This is a genomic window from Campylobacter concisus, from assembly GCF_002913715.1.
GTDB classification, from domain to species: Bacteria; Campylobacterota; Campylobacteria; order Campylobacterales; family Campylobacteraceae; genus Campylobacter_A; species Campylobacter_A concisus_AG.
In genome coordinates this window covers 247,419-260,665 of sequence record NZ_PPCE01000004.1, presented here as the reverse complement: position 1 = coordinate 260,665, position 13,247 = coordinate 247,419, and the positions used below count along the sequence as shown (strand labels likewise).

17 protein-coding genes and 1 pseudogene are annotated in these 13,247 nt (G+C 36.1%); 12 read left to right on the top strand and 6 right to left on the bottom strand.

Features of this window, described 5'->3' with window-relative positions; genetic code table 11:
- Positions 1-5: 5 nt before the first annotated feature.
- From CYO92_RS02365 to CYO92_RS02355, 3 genes are read right to left on the bottom strand one after another with little or no spacing between them, the layout of a single operon-like run.
- Entirely contained in the window at positions 6-263 is a 258-nt protein-coding gene (locus tag CYO92_RS02365; protein WP_103589564.1) for a heavy-metal-associated domain-containing protein, read from the bottom strand.
- Positions 256-579, bottom strand: coding sequence for an aryl sulfotransferase (locus CYO92_RS02360; RefSeq protein ID WP_103589563.1), 324 nt, complete (start codon positions 577-579; stop codon positions 256-258). The genes CYO92_RS02365 and CYO92_RS02360 overlap by 8 nt, the downstream gene beginning before the upstream one ends.
- Positions 576-1,655: a transglutaminase-like domain-containing protein gene (locus CYO92_RS02355; protein WP_103589562.1), complete on the bottom strand. Its 1,080-nt coding sequence runs from the start codon at positions 1,653-1,655 to the stop codon at positions 576-578. Before CYO92_RS02355 ends, CYO92_RS02360 begins: the two co-directional genes overlap by 4 nt.
- A 93-nt stretch (positions 1,656-1,748) precedes the next feature.
- Here CYO92_RS02355 and CYO92_RS09305 point away from each other — a divergent pair, with 93 nt between their 5' ends.
- From CYO92_RS09305 to CYO92_RS02340, 4 genes and pseudogenes are all read left to right on the top strand, one after another.
- Positions 1,749-1,916, top strand: a complete 168-nt coding sequence (locus CYO92_RS09305; RefSeq protein WP_002942642.1) for a hypothetical protein — start codon at positions 1,749-1,751, stop codon at positions 1,914-1,916.
- A 1-nt stretch (position 1,917) separates the two neighbouring features.
- Positions 1,918-2,787: a tRNA 5-methoxyuridine(34)/uridine 5-oxyacetic acid(34) synthase CmoB gene (gene cmoB, locus CYO92_RS02350; RefSeq protein WP_258030554.1), complete on the top strand. Its 870-nt coding sequence runs from the start codon at positions 1,918-1,920 to the stop codon at positions 2,785-2,787.
- An 8-nt stretch (positions 2,788-2,795) separates the two neighbouring features.
- On the top strand, positions 2,796-3,329 hold the full coding sequence (locus CYO92_RS02345; RefSeq protein ID WP_103589560.1) for a thioesterase: 534 nt from the start codon (positions 2,796-2,798) through the stop codon (positions 3,327-3,329).
- Between the two features lie 189 nt (positions 3,330-3,518).
- Positions 3,519-4,790: pseudogene (locus CYO92_RS02340) on the top strand (major outer membrane protein); the annotation flags it as partial.
- A gap of 175 nt (positions 4,791-4,965) precedes the next feature.
- Here CYO92_RS02340 and CYO92_RS02335 read toward each other — a convergent pair.
- Entirely contained in the window at positions 4,966-5,568 is a 603-nt protein-coding gene (locus tag CYO92_RS02335; protein WP_103589558.1) for an MBL fold metallo-hydrolase, read from the bottom strand.
- 120 nt (positions 5,569-5,688) lie between these two features.
- On the opposite strand from CYO92_RS02335, the gene CYO92_RS02330 reads away from it, so the two are divergent.
- Genes CYO92_RS02330 through kdsB form a run of 6 tightly spaced genes read left to right on the top strand, consistent with a single transcriptional unit; the run spans position 5,689 to position 11,015 of the window.
- Entirely contained in the window at positions 5,689-6,426 is a 738-nt protein-coding gene (locus tag CYO92_RS02330) for an NAD+ synthase (protein WP_103589557.1), read from the top strand.
- A gap of 10 nt (positions 6,427-6,436) precedes the next feature.
- Positions 6,437-7,567, top strand: a complete 1,131-nt coding sequence (locus tag CYO92_RS02325; protein ID WP_103589556.1) for a DegT/DnrJ/EryC1/StrS family aminotransferase — start codon at positions 6,437-6,439, stop codon at positions 7,565-7,567.
- On the top strand, positions 7,560-8,480 hold the full coding sequence (locus CYO92_RS02320) for a tetraacyldisaccharide 4'-kinase (RefSeq protein WP_103589555.1): 921 nt from the start codon (positions 7,560-7,562) through the stop codon (positions 8,478-8,480). The genes CYO92_RS02325 and CYO92_RS02320 overlap by 8 nt, the downstream gene beginning before the upstream one ends.
- A 50-nt stretch (positions 8,481-8,530) precedes the next feature.
- Positions 8,531-8,845 carry a divalent cation tolerance protein CutA gene (gene cutA, locus CYO92_RS09635; protein ID WP_103589554.1) on the top strand — a complete coding sequence of 105 codons (315 nt, stop codon included), beginning with the start codon at positions 8,531-8,533 and terminating at the stop codon, positions 8,843-8,845.
- A complete protein-coding gene (gene thrC / locus CYO92_RS02310; RefSeq protein WP_103589553.1) occupies positions 8,842-10,305 on the top strand; it encodes a threonine synthase in 1,464 nt (487 codons plus the stop codon). The genes cutA and thrC overlap by 4 nt, the downstream gene beginning before the upstream one ends.
- Positions 10,302-11,015, top strand: coding sequence for a 3-deoxy-manno-octulosonate cytidylyltransferase (gene kdsB / locus CYO92_RS02305; RefSeq protein ID WP_103589552.1), 714 nt, complete (start codon positions 10,302-10,304; stop codon positions 11,013-11,015). Before thrC ends, kdsB begins: the two co-directional genes overlap by 4 nt.
- A 103-nt stretch (positions 11,016-11,118) precedes the next feature.
- On the opposite strand, the gene CYO92_RS09300 is transcribed toward kdsB, so the two are convergent.
- Both CYO92_RS09300 and CYO92_RS02300 read right to left on the bottom strand, forming a co-directional pair.
- On the bottom strand, positions 11,119-11,292 hold the full coding sequence (locus CYO92_RS09300) for a hypothetical protein (protein WP_021091517.1): 174 nt from the start codon (positions 11,290-11,292) through the stop codon (positions 11,119-11,121).
- The gene (locus CYO92_RS02300; RefSeq protein ID WP_103589551.1) at positions 11,293-11,538 is read right to left on the bottom strand and encodes a DNA-binding protein; all 246 of its coding nucleotides are present in this window, start codon (positions 11,536-11,538) and stop codon (positions 11,293-11,295) included.
- Between the two features lie 346 nt (positions 11,539-11,884).
- On the opposite strand from CYO92_RS02300, the gene CYO92_RS02295 reads away from it, so the two are divergent.
- Together CYO92_RS02295 and grpE are read left to right on the top strand one after the other, a co-directional pair.
- Positions 11,885-12,679: an HrcA family transcriptional regulator gene (locus CYO92_RS02295; protein WP_103589593.1), complete on the top strand. Its 795-nt coding sequence runs from the start codon at positions 11,885-11,887 to the stop codon at positions 12,677-12,679.
- Complete coding sequence (gene grpE, locus CYO92_RS02290; RefSeq protein ID WP_084042087.1) at positions 12,676-13,218, top strand: nucleotide exchange factor GrpE; 543 nt, start codon at positions 12,676-12,678, stop codon at positions 13,216-13,218. The genes CYO92_RS02295 and grpE overlap by 4 nt, the downstream gene beginning before the upstream one ends.
- Positions 13,219-13,247: the final 29 nt, after the last annotated feature.

Sequence of the window (13,247 nt, the reverse complement as noted above, 5' to 3'; positions counted from 1 at the left end):
TAAATTTATTTTATCTCGCCCTTATAGCCAGTCGCATCTACTGCTTTTAAAAGCTCTTTTTCATCGACCTTATCATCTGCTATAACGACAGATTTTCGCTCTTTTAGCGATACATCTGCCTTTTTTACGCCATCAACACTAAGAGCAGCCTTTCTAACAATCGCCGTGCAAAGCGGGCAGTGCATGCTAGGCACTGAAATTTCTATCTTTTTATCAGCGTAGCTTGCAGCCACTAAAAGGGCTAAAACTAAAATTTTACGCATAAATTTCTCCTAAAAGCTCTGGGTATGTAAGGAGTAAAAGCAAAATCACTCCAAAAAGTATATATATAAGTATCCATTTTTTCTTTTTATAGCTTAAGTTGCAGCTTTTTGGCTTGTAAAAAATAGCAATGCCAGAAATCACAAAGCAAATGACGGCCACGATGCTTAAAGGGACGCGGTACTCGTATAAATTTTGTGTCCAAGATAGAAAAGAAAAAGATGTACCAAAAAGCAGAAAAAGAAGTGCTGGCAAACAGCACAAGGTAGCGCCAATAGCACTACCTATGGATGTTAGTATCAGCCAAAAGGCTCTCATTTTAGCTCTGTTGAGACGTAGTCGTAGCTAAATTCTTTTGGCGAATAGTAGTTTTGTGTGTTGCCATCAACTTCAGCGTATGGGTAACCGAAGTTATTTAGCGGAGTTTGCTCAGGCTCTGGTTTTAAGATAAAGTCGCGGCCGTAGTTAAAGCCTATCCAGCACATCTCCCAGTTACCAAAGCAGTAATCTCTCACAGCTACGATCTTAGCGTCGTCATTTGTTAGCTTCTCGCCTAGTCTTACCTTTGTGACATCCGCTGGATCAACCGGTATCCAACCATAGCCTTTTAGGTAAAACTCAGCCCTGCAGTGCTGTCCGCCTGAAATTTTAGCTACGCCATCTTTTGCGCTGCCCATCTGATCTGAAAATCTAGACTGACCAACCCTGATACCAAAAATTTCTCTTGCTGGGATGCCAACTGATCTGCAAAGTCCAACAAAAACTGAGTTTATGTCGGTGCATTTGCCAACTAATTTGCCACTTTCTAGGATGGCTTTAACGTCGCCTGTACCACATCCTAGGATGCTGTTATCACGCTGCATAGTGTTTGCAACCCACGTGTAGATCGCTTTTGCGCGCTCTAAATCGCCTTTAGTATTGCCGATAATTTCTAGCGCTTTTGCTCTTACGACGCCGTCAGTTGGGATGTGTGAAGTTGGTTTTAAAAACTCCAAAACAGCAGGATCTACCTTCTCGTTTGGATCGTAATTTACCTTGCTAAAGTCAGTGTTGCGCTCTGTTGTTTGGATTTTAAACTGCACATTTAAGATAGGTCTTGGCTCATTTTCTTCAAAATCAGCATACATTGTAGGTATTAGCGTATCTGAAATATAGACGTTTTTAGCGGTTGTGTTTATGACGTAGTCTTGGGTTAGTTGCTGATAAGTGGTGCTTAGTGGAAGGGGCAACCAAATTCTTGAGCTTTTGCCTTTTTCGAGCAGCTGGTGTTTGAAATTTACGTCGAAATTTCTAACCACTGGGTTTGCTGGCTCGTCGCTAGCTAGAGTTACACTTGGAAGCAGACTCGCTGCACCTAAAAAACTACTGAATTTAAAAAAATCTCTTCTTTGCATAAAATGCCTTTTTTGCTTAATATTAGCCAAACTTGGCTCTAAAACTGCCTGCTATTCTAGCATAAAATTTTTATTTATGATAAAATCCGCCACATGAAAAAGATTATATTTTTAGGCTTTATAGCGCTATTTTGCAATGGTTGTCTTTATATGAATGAGCGCGGAGTTTCGACGCAATATTATAATGATTGTAAAGAGTATTATGACGCGACTGGCACCTACCAAAAAGAGTGTCCGCACAACATTGTCGACTGGAAATAGCGTGGATCTTAGCAAATTTAACGAGCAGCAAAAGCAAATTTTAAATAGGATAGAAAATTTAGCAAATTTTGATTGCGAATTTAGCCTCTCTGATAGTGTAAATGTCAAATTTAAAGAGCTGAACGCTGCGAGCAAAGATGAAATTTACAACCTCGCCCTTAGCCTAAAGCCATGGCGAAAAGGGCCATTTGAAATTGATGATATATATATAGATAGCGAGTGGCAAAGTTTTATCAAATTTAATATCCTCGCCCCACATCTAAATTTAGCTGGCAAGTGCGTGGCTGACGTGGGTTGCAACAATGGATATTATATGTTTAAGATGCTTGAGTACGGCCCAAAAAGCATAACCGGCTTTGATCCTAGTGTGCATACATATTTGCAGTTTGCCTTTTTAAATAAATTTATCCGCTCAAATATCAACTATGAGCTTCTTGGGGTAGAGAGCTTGCCTGAATACGCAGCAAAATTTGACACTATTTTTTGCCTTGGTGTCATCTATCATAGAAGCGATCCTATAAAGATGCTAAAAGAGCTAAAAACCGCGTTAACCCCTGATGGCGAGCTATTTTTAGACACGATGTATATAGATATGGATGGCGACTTTGCGCTGAGTCCGAAAGATAGGTATTCAAAAATTCCAAATATCTACTTTGTGCCAACACTCTCGGTACTTCAAAACTGGTGCGAGAGAGCTAAGTTTAGGGATTTTGCCTTACTTGAAACAAAGGTGACTGATCTAAATGAGCAGCGAAAAACGAAGTGGATAGATGGTGAGAGTCTTGGAAATTTCTTAGATCCAGACGATAATACAAAGACCATCGAGGGCTACCCAGCGCCAAAAAGAGCATATGTTAGAGTTAAAATTTAAGGATAAAAATGGCAGAAGAAAATATATATGATATAAAAGATGAATCGCAAATAATCTTACCAGAAGATGAAAATCCACTAAGAAATGAGATCAAAACCGCTCCACTTACAAAGCTAAATTTTAGTGGAACGGCATTTTTACTTGAAAAAAATCACGCAAAGACTAGATTTTTTACTACGGATGATATGGTGTGCGATACTGAGGGGCTTATTCATAGCGGATTTATTTTTATGGGCGCAAATCATGCTGCCCTTTTAGCTATTAATGAAGAATTTTGCGTTAGTATCGGGGCTAGGATAAATTTCTTTGGGCCACTAAAGCTTGGTGATGTAGTGGAATTTGACGCTCAAGCGAGGTTTGAAGAGAGCAGAAAAAGAGAAGTAAAAGTGCTTGGATACGTTAAAGATATAAAAATTTTTGAAGGAGTATTTCAACTTGTCACACTTGAAGAGCATATCTTCTTGGCTCAACAAAAAAATATCCAAAAAGAAGCTGCTATAAGGCAGAAAAAAGAACGAGAAGAAGCTAAGGCTAATAGCTAAAAGTAAGTAAAAATTTTTGATTTTTAATCCCAAATAAAACGAAATTTTAAAAAGACAATCTTTATCTCATTATCCTATTTTGGTAAATAATTGGTAACATTTTTTAAAATTTTAAGGAAAATTAAGCAATAAAATTAATTTTCTGTGATAATGCCATTTCAAAACTTTTATCAAAAGAAGATTTAGACGAAACTTACAAAAGTTAGCTTAGCTGTCTTGGTTGCTTTAGGTGCATTTTCAAGCGTTGCAAGTGCAACTCCACTTGAAGAAGCTATAAAAAATGTAGACCTTTCAGGATTTGCAAGATATCGTTATACAAATGATAACCGTGATACAAAAGTTGCTACAAACGATACAGTTAGTCATGCATTTAGAATGCAAACATCATTTAAAGCTGCAATTGATGATAACTTCTTTGGCGTTTTAACACTAAGATATGCTCCAGAAACAACTGATGGATCTGGTGATAATGTTGGTCGAAAATTCAGCAATAAATACCAAGTAGCATCTACTGGGAATGGTACAGATAAAACAGATACAACTAGTTCATTCACAGTATATGAAATGTATCTAGGCTACAAAGTAGCTAATACTACCATTACAGCTGGTAAACAACTTATAAAAACTTTCTATGATGATGGCGAGTTAGCTGGTACCGGTCTAAAAGTAGTAAGTACTGATGTGCCTGGTCTTACTTTAACTGCTGCTGCTTATGATGCTTTAGCAAGTGATCAAGATAATGATGGTCCTTTGGTTGGCAGAATAGTGGCTGGCAATGATGGAGATAAATTTAATGATGCTCCAGATAACCTTTATTATTTAGGTGCAGCTGGTAGCTATGATCCAGTATCATTTAAAGCTGCAATTGCAAATATTCAAGAGATAGCAACACTTTATGGTACTGAAGCTGGTGTAAGCTTTAATGTAACTGATGATGTTAACCTAAACTTAAAAGGTCAATTTGTCCATAACGACTCAGATCACAAAGATATAGCTGATGCAAATTTCTGGGCAGTTCAAGCTGGCACAAAACTATTTGGTGCTAAACTTAATGCTGGTTATTTAGACTTTGATGCTAAAAATAAAGATAACAATAAATGGTCATTTGTTTCAATTGAATCAAATGGTCAGCTAATCAACCCGACTAAGATCTTAAATGGTGTAATGAGTGGTGGCAAACAATACTACAATAACATCAAGGGTAATAACGACTACTGGTTTGTTAATGCTGGATATGACATAGATAAATTTGGCTTTGGTGCTGGATATACTCAAGGTAAAGGCTATAGCTGGGATCTTGGCAAAGAGAGAGCAAAAAGAAGCGAATGGTCTCTTGATGCTAGCTACAAATATAGCAAAAAACTTAATTTCCTAACTTGGTATGCAGCTGCTAAAGATAAAAAAGATAGCGAAAGTTACAAACAAAATCGTATAAGATTTGAAGCAAAATATAGCTTCTAAAACCTTTATCCGAGCGAGCTTTCGCTCGGATCTTTTCAAAATTTAAAATATACTCCATATAAAATTTCTCTATCTTTTTTGATCGATCCTTAGTTTTATAAAAAATATAAATTTTTTAATAGTGATTAAGTGTACTTTAGAAGCTTGAAACTTGAAATTAATACCACCGAAATTTTTAGCTATTTTTTACTATACCTATCCAATAACCAATATTGTTTTGCTCGGTCTTTAGTGTACTGACTTCTCCGTGCCCTGGATAAAGCGTGAAGTTACCTTTTAAATTTTTACATTTTCCTAGACTTTTTAACATTTCATTTTTATCTGAAAAAGGAAAATCCCAGCGTCCTATGCTTCCTCTAAATAAAAAATCCCCACTAAACATCATGTCATCTATCTCTATCATCGAGCAGCCTGGTGTATGTCCTGGAAAATGATGAAATTTGATGCAAAAATCATCAATGTTAAAATTCTCATCATTATCAATTAAAACATCCGGAGTAAAAGTACTCTTCATATAACCAAAAATATCACTCTCACACATGAAAGCATCAAATTTGTTAATATAAACTGGAATTTCTATCTCATCTTTTAATTTACCAGCATCAAAAATATGATCAAAGTGCCCGTGAGTGCAAAGAATAGCTTTTAAATTTTTAGCATTTTGCAAAACCCATTCTTTTGCCCCGTCTCCTGGATCTATCACTAAAGATGAATTATTTTTTGTAACGATGTAACAATTAGTGTCAAAATCTCCAAAACTTTTGTGTATTACTCTCATTTTTTACCTTAAATTTATTATTTCTTAAAATTTTATATCTTTTTACTTAAACTTAAAGAAAAATTTTAAATTCACTTAGTATAATTTTTGCAAAAGGAAGCAAATTTAGGCAAAGGAAGAATGAAGGAGTATCAAAAGATCGAAGAAACTTTAGTTTTTAGCTTAAAAGATAAAACTAAAGATAAAAATTTGTTGTTGGGTGTTAGTGGAGGTATTGATTCTGCTGTAGTAGCGACTTTGTGTGCAAGAGCAAAACCAAATGAAACTCATGCACTCATCATGCCAACAGCATCATCAAACAGACAAAATATGGACGATGCCTTAAATTTATGCGAAAAATTAAACATAAAATATAAGGTTTTATCCATAGAGGGCATTTTAAATGCCTTTTACGAAACGATAGATGTAAATTTAAGCAATTTAAGAAAAGGGAATTTAGCAGCTAGAGTTAGAATGAGCTTGCTTTATGATTATTCATCTAGTATAAACGCTCTAGTTATCGGAACAAGCAACAAAAGTGAGCTTATGCTTGGATACGGTACGATATTTGGGGATTTAGCATGTGCAATAAATCCTATCGGAGAGCTTTACAAAAGTGAAATTTTTGAATTTGCAAAACATCTTGGGGTTGATAAAAATTTTATTGACAAAGCACCTTCGGCTGATTTGTGGGATGGACAAAGTGACGAAGGCGACATAGGTTACAGTTATGCTGTTATTGATGAGATTTTAGAAAATTTAGAAAATAACAAGGAGCAAGTCATCAAAAAGTTCGGATTAAAAGCAGTATCGGATATAGAAAATAGAGTTGTTTCAAACAGGTTTAAACGACAAATGCCGTTGATAGTGAAAATTTAAAGGATTAAAGATGAGAGAGATTCCGTTTTATAGACCAACTATCACTGAGCGTGAAAGTGAGCTTATTGAGGAGGCTTTGCACTCTGAAAATACTACTAATATCGTTGCTAGATTTGAAGAGAAGTTAAAAGAGTATTTTGGTGCAAAATTTGTAGTTACCACAAATAATATCGCAGCCGCACATCACTTGGCACTAAGTGCGCTTGACACTAAACGCGGAGATAAGGTCATTTGCTCCATAAATGCCTTTCCTAGCATTGCACAAGCTGTTAGACATTTTGATGCTGAACCTATTTTTGTGGATGTTGATGAAGAAGATTTTAATATCTGCCCGGACGCCCTTGAGAAAGTGCTAAAAGAGCAAAATCACAAAAAATTAAAATGTGCTTTTATCTCTCATATCGCAGGTCAAAGTGCTAGGATGGATGAGATAACGGCGGTTTGTGAGAAATACGGTGTAAAAATTTTAGATGATGCAAATCGTGGTATGGGACTAACATACAATGGCAAAAAAGTTGGCTCAGACTCTTTTTTGTCATGCTTTCAGACACATTCGCGTGTACAAAATCCTATATCAACGGTTGGATTTTTTACGACAAATGATGAGGAAATTTATAAAAGAGCAAAACTACTTCGCAACTATGCTCTTGTAAATGGCATTGATAAATTTGGTAGCTTGAGTTATATTTATGATGTCGTTGATATTGGCTTAAAGTATGATATAAACTCGATAAATGCAGCATTTTCTATTGCACAGCTAGAAAGAACAGATAAGCTCATACAAAGAAGACAAGAGATCGCAAAAATTTATGATAAAGAGATTGGCGAGTGCCACAATATAACAATTCCTGTCAAAAAACGTGAACACATTTATACTCAGTATATTATTAAGATAAATAAAAATCGAGATGGCTTTGCTAGAGAGCTTTTGGAGCACGGCATTCACACATCATTGCACTACATACCGATACATTTACTAAGCTATTACAAAAACAAATACTCACTTAAAGTAAATGATTTTCCAAATGCTTTAAAAAATTATCAGCAAGTGTTGTCACTACCTATTTATCATAGTTTGAGTGACGAAGAGGTGCAATACATCTGCAACAAAGTAAAAGAAATTTCTAAAACTCGTGTTTAAGAAATTAAATATTTTCTTGCATGCTTGGGCGAATGGCTACTTCTTTCGCCCAAATTTCTTTCAAATTTTACTAGCATTTTTACTTTTGCCACTAAGCTTTATCTATTTTCTTATTGTTGTTCTTAAGAAATTTACTGCTAAAAAAATAGACTTTGGCATAAAGGTAATAAGCGTGGGAAATTTGACACTTGGAGGAAGTGGTAAGACCCCGCTTTGCGTGGCAATTGCTAAAAATTTCGAAGGTGCTTTTATCATTCTTAGAGGCTATAAAAGAAAAAGCAAAGGCATGCAAGTTGTCGCTCGAAATGGCGAAATTTTACTTGACGTAGCAGCAAGTGGCGATGAGGCGATGATATATGCCAAAAGTCTTAAAAACGCAAATGTGATAGTAAGCGAAGATAGGAAAGTAGCTATAAAATATGCCAAAGAGCAAGGCGCAAAGTATATCTTGCTGGATGACGGATTTTCTAAATTCGATATAGCCAAATTTGACATCTTGGTGCGTCCAAATCCAGAGCCAAAGCTAAAATTTTGCCTACCAAGCGGAGCTTATAGATATCCATTTAGCTTTTATAAATTTGGTGATTTTATCGCAAGCGAGGGGCAAACTCATTTTAGAAAGAGTGAAATTTTAAATAAAAGTGAAAAAATGGTACTAGTTACTGCCATAGCAAACCCAGAGCGCCTCAAGCCATTTTTTGATGAGTGTGTAGCTTGCGTCTTTTTTCCTGATCATTATGATTTTTCAAAAGATGAACTAAGTGAAATTTTGCAAAGTTACGGTGCCACCTCGCTTTTGATGACGCAAAAGGACTATGTAAAGGCAAAAGATTTTGGTTTGCCAGTATCGCTTATCACGCTTGAAGTTACGCTAAGCGAGGATTTTAAAAAGGTTTTAGAGCGACAAATTTAAGCCCATTTTGTTATAATGAGCCACTTTTTAAAAGGAAAATTTGGATCAAAATGAGAATTTTAATCACCTCAGTCGCAAAGAAAAAAGAGGCAAAAAAACTAAGTAAAAAGCTCGTAAAAAAGAGCCTTGCAGCTTGTGTGAGTAGCTTTAGCGCAAAAAGCATTTATCTTTGGCAAGAGAAGCTTTTTGGTGAAAAAGAGCAAATTTTACTCATAAAAACGGACGCGAAATTTAAAAAAGTAGCTAAATTTATAAGAAAGCACCACAGCTACGAAACGCCAGAAATTCTATCTCTAAAGCCAAAAGAGGTTTTTAAAAAATATGAAAAATGGATGAAAAAATCAACCAAAAAAGGTAAAAAATGAGACTAACACCAACTAGAAGCGTAAAAGATGAAAAGGTAAAAAATGTAAATTTAAGCACAGCCATGCTTAGCCCAAGCTCCGCTCACGGCGGACTTTACGCACCAAAAAAGCTTCCAAAAATAACAAAATTAAAGTGGCAAGAGCTCTCAAATCTAAGCTACGAAAAGCTCGCACTTTATATCATATCACTATTTAAATTTGATGTGTCAGAGGCGTTTTTCAAAAAGGCGGTTAAGAGATACGCGAGTTTTGACGATCCAAAGCATCCAGTCATTTTTAAAAAAATAGATAAAAATTTATACGTAAACGAGCTATATCACGGCCCAACTAGGGCATTTAAGGATATGGCGCTTCAGCCCTTTGGCTCGTTGCTTAGCCAGCTAGCAAAAGAGAGGGGCGAAAGATACCTTATCATGTGCGCAACTAGCGGTGACACAGGTCCTGCGACACTTCAGACTTTTGCAAATGACGAAAACATCAAGGTCGTCTGTCTTTATCCAGACGGTGGCACGAGCGAGGTTCAAAAGCTTCAAATGCAGACCATGCAGGGTGAAAATTTAAAGGTTTTTGGCATAAAAGGCGACTTTGACGACGCTCAAAGGGCGCTAAAGATGCTGCTTGCAAATGATAAATTTAAGGCTGAGCTTAAGAAAAAGCGCCTTAAACTAAGCGCGGCAAACTCGGTAAATTTTGGCAGAATCCTCTTTCAGATCATCTACCACGCCTACGCCTACGCAAATTTACTAAAGCAAAAGGTGCTTAAGGCAAACGAGAGCTTTGACATTATCGTGCCAAGTGGAAATTTCGGCAACGCTCTTGGGGCGTATTACGCTAAAAAAATGGGCGCAAAGATCGGCAAGATCAAGATCGCCTCAAACGCAAACAACATCTTGACGCAGTTTTTCACCACCGGCGTTTACGACCTCAGAGATAAAAAGCTGGTTAAGACGATAAGCCCAGCCATGGACATTTTGATAAGCTCAAACGTCGAGCGCTTGCTATTTGATAAATTTGGCAGCGTTAGAACTAATGAGCTTATGCAAAGCCTCGCAAAAAACAAATTTTATAAGCTTAGCAAACAAGAGCTCGAAGTGCTACAAGAGGACTTTGAGGCTAGCTGGTGCGAAGATAAAGAGTGCGAGGCATATATCGCAAAGCTCGCAAAGGACGGCTACGCGATCGATCCGCATACGGCTACTTGCTTTAAGATGGTGGATGCTGGCCGCATAAACGTCATCACATCGACCGCGCACTGGGTGAAATTTACGCCAAGCATGATCAAAGCGTGCCAGATCAAAGATACAAAAGATGAAAAAGATGCGCTCGCAAAGACTGCTAAAATCTTAAATGACAGCGTGCCAAGCTCGATAAACTCGCTATTTAGTGCGAAAATTTTACATAAAAATATCATAAAAGAGGACGAGATCGAAAAGTGCGTCCTAGAATGGATCGAGCGATGATAATCATCCCAGCCCGCCTTGCCTCAACAAGGTTTAGCAACAAAATTTTAAAAGAGATAAACGGCGTGCCGATGTTTGTGGCGACAGCTCTTAGAGTAAGCGGCGTGGATGATGTGGCGGTTGCGGTGGATGAGCCAAGCGTGCTTGATATCGCCAAGGCTCACGGCGTAAAAGCGGTACTAACTAGTAAAGATCATCAAAGTGGCACTGATAGGATAAACGAAGCGGCGCAAATTTTGGGGCTAAATGAGAGTGAGATCATCATAAATGTTCAGGCTGATGAGCCATTTATCGAGCCTGAAAACATCGCTAAATTTAGGGCTTTTTGCGAGCAAAATAAGGGGAAAGCCTTTATGTTTTCTTGCTATAAAAAGATGGACGATGAGTTTGCGGATGATAAAAATTTAGTCAAAGTGGTGACTGATTTTGAGGGCTACGCGCTTTATTTTTCAAGATCAAGGATACCATTTAATAGAAGCGAGTGCAAAAGCTACAAGGCGCACCTTGGCATCTACGGATACAGCGTAAAAAGCCTAAATGAGTTTTGCGGACTCTTGCCTTCAAGCCTTGAAAATACCGAGAAACTCGAGCAGCTGCGCGCCCTAGAAAATGGTAAAAAGATAGCAATGCTAGAGGTTGAGAGCCAAAGTATCGGCATCGATAGTGAAGAGGACTACCAAAGAGCGCTAGCTAAATTTGGTAAAAAATAAGTCGGCAAATTCTCTTTAAATAAAGTCAATATTTAAGGAGAATTTATCTAAATTATCAACCTTTAAAAGTACTAAAAAGTGTTTTTGCTCAAACAATATAAAACTAATTTTTCTTAATTTTTATTTTTTTGATTCTGTCTTTAACAACGTAAAATTTTAAAATCGCACTCGAGTAAAAGTCTTTATAGAAACCTAAAAATTTAGGCTCTTTTTTAGTGCAGATAGCTGCAAACACGCTCTCAAGGTCGATCCTCTCTTTTTGTGTCAAATTTTCCATCTATTTTCCTAATAATTTTCTCATCTTATTGATAACAAATAATATTTCATCGTCATCAAGCTCACAAAGCAATTTACAAACCGCAGCAGCAGCTTGTGGCTTTGAGTTGCCAAGCCTCCAATCTTGATATGTTCTCATTGGTACACCAAGCTCTTCTGCCATTTTTGCTTGTGAAATTTTCTTACCGATATTTTTTGCCTCAATTGCATTGTGAAGCAAATTAAATATATCACTTGTTTCAATCATTAAAGTATTATACGGATTATTTTATTAAATATACATAAAATAATATATAAATAATAGTAATACGTATAAATAAATTAAAATATATTATATATTATACTATAAAACATTTTATTAGTACGTAAAAACGTATATAAATATTAGAATGTAGAGGTAATATAAAAATTTTTAAGTTTGTTTAATTGTTTTTTATAATTTAATTTTTGAGAAAGCTTATATAATTGATATTAGATAAGCTTAGTTATATATACTAAAGATATATAAATAAATTATTTTAACTTAAATACTTGACATTAATAAACTAAAGTTGTATAATCCGCTTAGCAATTAAAAAGAAAGAGTGCTAAAAGTGAGTAAAATAAATAAACGTGATTTGATACTAAATTCTATCATCGAGGCTTATTTGCAGGACAATATGCCTATTGGTTCAAATGAGCTTGGCTCTCGTATGAGCGCGGCTATTCCAGCTTCTACGATACGTGTTTATTTTAAAAAGCTTTCAGACGAAGGCGAGATCACCAAGCTTCACATTAGTGGCGGTCGGATACCAACAATCGCTGCGATGAGAAGATATTGGAGTGAAATTTTTGCTATAAGCGATATAAATTTAGAGATAAATGACGCCGAAGGATTGAAAAAGTTATGTGATGAATTTGAGCTTTATTGTATGATTTTTGGCACAATCGATAATGAATTGCTAGAAATTTTAAATTTAAATGACAGATATATGATCTTAAATTTTGGTGAAGATGAGATCGTTATTAAATTTGATGCTAGGATGTATAAATTTTTAAGTAATCTTGCTGGAGTTAGTTTAAACAAGCTTGAGCTTATCTGCTCTCAAGTTGGTTTAAGCGAACTAAAAAGCAAAATAAGAGAGCTTAAAAGGACTAAAATTTACTTCCAAGAAAATGAAATTTTAGCCTTTGATATGTTTAAGGATAGACGTTTTAAGATGGTTTTTGACCCAAGTTTTAGTCTGCAAATGGATGAAAAACTTACATTTTCTCCTATGTTTGATGAAAATTTTATGGGACTTAAATTTAGTGCGAACTATCTTGGTAACGAAGCACAGATGGTCTGTGCTGGCAGTATTTATACTGACTATGTGAAATTTATAAATCTAATAAAGGAGGCTGCGTGAGCGAAGAGGTAAAAGAGCAAAACCTACCTGAGGTTGAGCCTGTGCAAGAACTAGCTAATGATAGTGTAAATTTGGACGCGCTTGGCGATATTTCAAAGGTTGAAAAACTTGAAAAAGAGCTCGGAGAAATAACTGATAAATATTATAGAGCAAATGCTGAGTTTGAAAATATCAAAAAGCGTTATGAAAAAGAGAAGACGGACGTTGCAAACTATGCAAATGAGAAATTTGCTAGGGACTTGCTACCAGTCATCGATGCTCTTGAAATCGCTGCAAATTTTGATCCAGAAGATGATGAATTTGCCAAAAAGATCAAAGAGGGTATTTTGATAACTATAAATCAGTTTAAAAAATGTTTCGAAAAGCATGGCGTAAGCGAGATACCAACTGATACTGAGTTTGATCCAAGCGTGCATAATGCAGTTTTAAGGGTCGATAGCGAAGAGAAGCAGAGTGGTCAAATCGTACAAGCTTTGCAAAAAGGCTATATGATAAATGGTAGGGTTTTGCGCCCAGCTATGGTCAGTGTAGCAAACTAAATTTATAAAAATAAAATCTAATAAAAAGG

What these genes read in the sequence shown, in the direction of transcription:
- CYO92_RS02365 (WP_103589564.1), bottom strand. Translation starts at nt 263, where the DNA reads ATGCGTAAAATTTTAGTTTTAGCCCTTTTAGTGGCTGCAAGCTACGCT.
- CYO92_RS02360 (WP_103589563.1), bottom strand. Translation starts at nt 579, where the DNA reads ATGAGAGCCTTTTGGCTGATACTAACATCCATAGGTAGTGCTATTGGC.
- CYO92_RS02355 (WP_103589562.1), bottom strand. Translation starts at nt 1,655, where the DNA reads ATGCAAAGAAGAGATTTTTTTAAATTCAGTAGTTTTTTAGGTGCAGCG.
- CYO92_RS09305 (WP_002942642.1), top strand. Translation starts at nt 1,749, where the DNA reads ATGAAAAAGATTATATTTTTAGGCTTTATAGCGCTATTTTGCAATGGT.
- CYO92_RS02345 (WP_103589560.1), top strand. Translation starts at nt 2,796, where the DNA reads ATGGCAGAAGAAAATATATATGATATAAAAGATGAATCGCAAATAATC.
- CYO92_RS02335 (WP_103589558.1), bottom strand. Translation starts at nt 5,568, where the DNA reads ATGAGAGTAATACACAAAAGTTTTGGAGATTTTGACACTAATTGTTAC.
- CYO92_RS02330 (WP_103589557.1), top strand. Translation starts at nt 5,689, where the DNA reads ATGAAGGAGTATCAAAAGATCGAAGAAACTTTAGTTTTTAGCTTAAAA.
- CYO92_RS02325 (WP_103589556.1), top strand. Translation starts at nt 6,437, where the DNA reads ATGAGAGAGATTCCGTTTTATAGACCAACTATCACTGAGCGTGAAAGT.
- cutA (WP_103589554.1), top strand. Translation starts at nt 8,531, where the DNA reads ATGAGAATTTTAATCACCTCAGTCGCAAAGAAAAAAGAGGCAAAAAAA.
- thrC (WP_103589553.1), top strand. Translation starts at nt 8,842, where the DNA reads ATGAGACTAACACCAACTAGAAGCGTAAAAGATGAAAAGGTAAAAAAT.
- kdsB (WP_103589552.1), top strand. Translation starts at nt 10,302, where the DNA reads ATGATAATCATCCCAGCCCGCCTTGCCTCAACAAGGTTTAGCAACAAA.
- CYO92_RS09300 (WP_021091517.1), bottom strand. Translation starts at nt 11,292, where the DNA reads ATGGAAAATTTGACACAAAAAGAGAGGATCGACCTTGAGAGCGTGTTT.
- CYO92_RS02300 (WP_103589551.1), bottom strand. Translation starts at nt 11,538, where the DNA reads ATGATTGAAACAAGTGATATATTTAATTTGCTTCACAATGCAATTGAG.